Annotated in this window: 2 protein-coding genes and 1 pseudogene; 2 read left to right on the top strand and 1 reads right to left on the bottom strand. The window is 56.3% G+C overall.

Translation table 11 applies throughout. The annotated features are described in order from the left end of the window. Window positions 1–91: pseudogene (locus tag ABYT07_RS19535) on the top strand (NADPH-dependent 7-cyano-7-deazaguanine reductase QueF); the annotation flags it as partial. A gap of 26 nt (window positions 92–117) precedes the next feature. Here ABYT07_RS19535 and ABYT07_RS19530 read toward each other — a convergent pair. Continuing rightward, complete coding sequence (locus tag ABYT07_RS19530; RefSeq protein WP_372993687.1) at window positions 118–1,077, bottom strand: isoaspartyl peptidase/L-asparaginase family protein; 960 nt, start codon at window positions 1,075–1,077, stop codon at window positions 118–120. A gap of 563 nt (window positions 1,078–1,640) precedes the next feature. Between ABYT07_RS19530 and ABYT07_RS19525 the strand changes: the two genes are divergently transcribed. Continuing rightward, on the top strand, window positions 1,641–3,323 hold the full coding sequence (locus ABYT07_RS19525) for a BCCT family transporter (protein WP_372993686.1): 1,683 nt from the start codon (window positions 1,641–1,643) through the stop codon (window positions 3,321–3,323). The last annotated feature ends 681 nt before the right edge of the window (window positions 3,324–4,004 follow it).

Below are 4,004 nucleotides of genomic sequence, written 5' to 3'. Positions count from 1 at the left end.
TCCGATAGATGTTTTCTGGCAAACCGGTGCCACGCCGGCTGATGTCTGGATTCCAGACCAAGGGGTCCCCCCCTACCGTGGCAGAGGCTGACAGCGGGCGCGCGAGGGGCCGGGTTGTCAGGGCTGCACTTCGTGGACGTCTTGGTGGGTCGCAACAAAGGCCCGACCATCGGGTGTGACCCAGCCCCGAAACATACCAGCGGTGTTGAACGGCGCGCTAAGCTGACCAGCGCTGTCCAGCGCCACCACGCCGGCGCCGATGATCCCGGTGGTCTGGGACGATCCCGCCAGATCGACATGCACCACATGCTCTGCCGCCTGCTGGACTGTTTCGCCCAAATAGGAAATCCGCGCCGCGATCTCGTGGCCCACCACATGGCGGATAAAGAATTCGCCCTTGCCGGTGCCCGACACAGCGCAGACCCCGTCGCGCGCATAAGTGCCCGCACCGATCACCGGGCTATCGCCGACGCGACCTGCGGGCTTGTTGGTGTACCCCCCGGTCGAGGTGGCGGCAGCCAGATGCCCCGCCGCGTCCAGCGCGACCGCGCCGACTGTCCCGTGTTTTTCGTTCTCACTGGCTTCGGTTCCGGCTGCGGCATGGGCCTTCATCGCGGTCAGGGCCTCGATGCGCTTTTGCGTCGTAAAGTAGTCCTGCCCCACGACCGCAAGGCCGGCACCGGCCGCGAAATCATCTGCTGCGGCACCTGTCAGGAACACGGCACGACCGTCGTTCATCAGCGCATGCGCCGCACGCACGGGATTGCGAATGCCACGTGCCGCGCTGATGGCACCCGCCTCAAGCGTTGCACCATCCATGATCGAGGCGTCCAATTCGTGAATGCCATCCTCATTCAACGCGGCCCCGTGACCGGCGTTGAAATGGGGGCTGTCCTCCATCACCACCACCGCAGCTTGGACTGCGTCCACAGCCGACCCGCCGCCCTTGAGGACAGACCAACCGGCGGTCAGCGCGCGCACCAGATCCTGCCGGGCCTCGGCCCATTCTTCAGCGCTCATACTGTCCAATGGCAGCACGCCGCAACCACCGTGTATGGCAAGTGCAATGGTCGTCATATTCGTCATCCTATCGTCTTGTGATGCCGCGCGGTCAGCTTGATCAGCGCGTTCAGTTCCTTGGCCAATGTGATATCACCGATCAGACGCACGCGCCACGCGCCACCACAAAGACCGGTGGGCTACAAAAGATCGCGTGTTGCCGACACGAACACATTCAGGCATACGCACCCCGTGACGCCGAAAGAAGCCATGTGTCGCTTACGGCTGTTCCCTATGCCGAAGCTGGTATAATTTGAAATCAGGAGCCGCATGGCGTTCACCGCCTGTTGTTGGTGCCAGCTTTTGGTCCCAGCATAGTGATTGCGCCCCTTCCAGTCAGCATGTGTCGCTGATGAAACAACTGCCCCCGCGGCCCATGAGGAATCTGAAAGCGCCGCTGACGAGTTGCTTACCGGTAAGCAAATTGATCAATAGCAATAGAAAACCAGAAAACTCTTAGGGGTTTGGGGAGCTTTGGGGGAAAGATACTGCCAAATAGAAATTTAAAAAATGGCAGAAATAGAAAACAACGGGAGACACTAGTGTCAAAAATAAGAAAATTAAAACCGCCACTTACGGAGTTGGACATCAACACAAAAGACGGTGGATTTTACAACGGGTTTTCCACAGCTGTCGCTGTGCCCGCCAAAATTATCATCTCAATTCTTGTCGTTTGGGCGATCTTTTGGCCGATCCAATCGGGTGCCGTTCTGAATGGCTTTAACGCATTCATTCTTCAAAACTTTGCAGCTTGGTATATTTGGGTCGTCGCCTTTTTTATCATCGTTTGCTTTGTGCTTGCCGTCTGGCCAGCCGCCGGACGCCTGAACCTTGGCCTTGACCATGAAAAGCCGGAATTCAGCAATTTCTCATGGTTTTCGATGATGTTCGGTGCGGGGATCGGCGTTGGCATGCTGACATGGGCCGTGGCCGAACCGGTCTCGCACTTTGGCAGCAACCCCGAAACAATTATGGGCCTCACGACAGGCGGTGCCGCCGACAACGTGCGGATGGCCTATAAATGGTCGTTCCTCCATTGGGGCTTCAGCGCATGGGCCTGCTATGCGATCTGCGGTCTGTCTTTGGCATTCTTCAGCTACCGTCGCGGCCTGCCCCTGACGATCCGGTCCGGCCTCACGCCCCTGTTCGGTCAAAGCCTTGCCGGAATACTTGGGCATGTTATCGACGTTGTCGCCGTGGTGGCCACCATTCTTGGTGTGGCGCAAACCTTGGGCTTTGGCGTTGATCAGTTCGTTGCGGGTCTAAGCCGTATCGGCATTGGCGGTCTTGCCGACGCAGAGGGCGCTGCCACGACCACAGGCATCATTATCGCACTGACTGTGATCATGGGCCTGTCCACCCTGTCTGCGCTTTCCGGTGTGGGAAAAGGCATCAAATGGCTGTCGAACATCAACATGGCATTGTCGATTGTCCTGCTTGGTTTCTTCATCATTTTCGGTGCTACGTGGTTCGGTTTCAATGCGATGTTCATCGGCCTTTGGGACTATGTTCTGGCGCTGCCAGAGCTGAGCCTGACGGTGTTCCGTTCAGATGGTGTTGAAGGGTCTGAATCCTTTCTACTCGCACAGTGGCAGGGCTGGTGGCCGGTGTTTTACTGGGCATGGTGGATCGCTTTTGCACCTTTCGTAGGGCTGTTCCTTGCGCGGATTTCACGCGGGCGGACGATACGCGAATTCGTACTTGGCGCATTGATTGTGCCAGCGCTGATGTGTTTCGTCTGGTTCGCATGGGCTGGCGGCACTGCGATCGACCTTGAACTGAACGGTGCCGCTAACGGTGTGATCTTTGATGCCGCAAATGGCGACAAGATCTTTGCGATGACCGAATTCATGCTTAGCCCGATTAGTGAATGGCTAGCATGGGGGATGGCATTGCTCATCGTTGTCTTGCTGATGACCTTCCTTGTTACGTCTGCTGACTCTGCTGTGCTGATCGTGAACACCATCAATGCGGCTGGTGATGAAGGCCCCAAATCGCGCCCTCATATCTTGTTCTGGGGTGTGGCCTTGGCCCTCGTTGTGGCCGGACTCTTGATCTCCGGAGGGACCACAGCCATCCAGACCGCGATGGTCATCGGGGCATTGCCGTTCTCAGTTGTGATGGCGCTTATGGCAATTGCCTTGCTCAAGGCGATCTATAACGACACACGTCGCGAAAAAGCCGGCGTGCCGACAACCCATGACAACATCGAAGGTGCCACCGGAAACGGTCTTGCACCGGGTCTTGGTGTCCCCGCAGAGTAAACGCTGCGAGGTAACATTATCAGGGGCGTTGCATCTGCAGCGCCCCTTTTTTATTGCAGCTGTCGGGGTGCGAAAAAGGGCTGCATGGCGCAGTGTTGCGCATCACTGTCGCACAAGTGGTCGCCGATGCAGGACGAAAGAGCTGACGGCGATGGACCTGAACTAGGTATCACTGGCGCATGGTCCGTCCCTTTCTGGGCCGACAACAAACTGAGGGCCAAAGGTATTTCTATCCGCCCACGCTCTCGCAGCCTCCCGAACATTCTGACTAAAACCAAGGCGCTTAGGGTCGCCGATAGGACCCTAAGTATTCCGCGTATGGCGTTGCAAAACGTGGGGGCAGGTCACAAGCCACAAAGCCGAAGAAGCCGCTCGAGAAGTGAAAGGGCACTTCAGTGCATCGACTATATAAGCTTTTTTTGCAAGCGTTTGAAAAATAACGCAGACGCTTGGAAAAAGTTCTCGCGCGGTAAAGACGAACTGGCTAGCGTCGAGGAAAAATATAAAAACTGGCAAAAAATTGCTAGTATCAGGCATTGATACGGGCAGATTATAATGAATAAAGGTATTAGGCATTCACTGCCTTAAGACTCATACCCTGAGGTATTGAGAAAGGTATTAGGAACACCGGATTCCAAGCTCATATTGTTGGGAATAGCGATTGGCTATCCTGACTGGGAT

Source organism: Sulfitobacter sp. (assembly GCF_041552635.1).
GTDB lineage: Bacteria > Pseudomonadota > Alphaproteobacteria > Rhodobacterales > Rhodobacteraceae > Sulfitobacter.
Note: the sequence above shows the minus strand (reverse complement) of the source record. Positions and strands in the feature narration are given on the sequence as shown.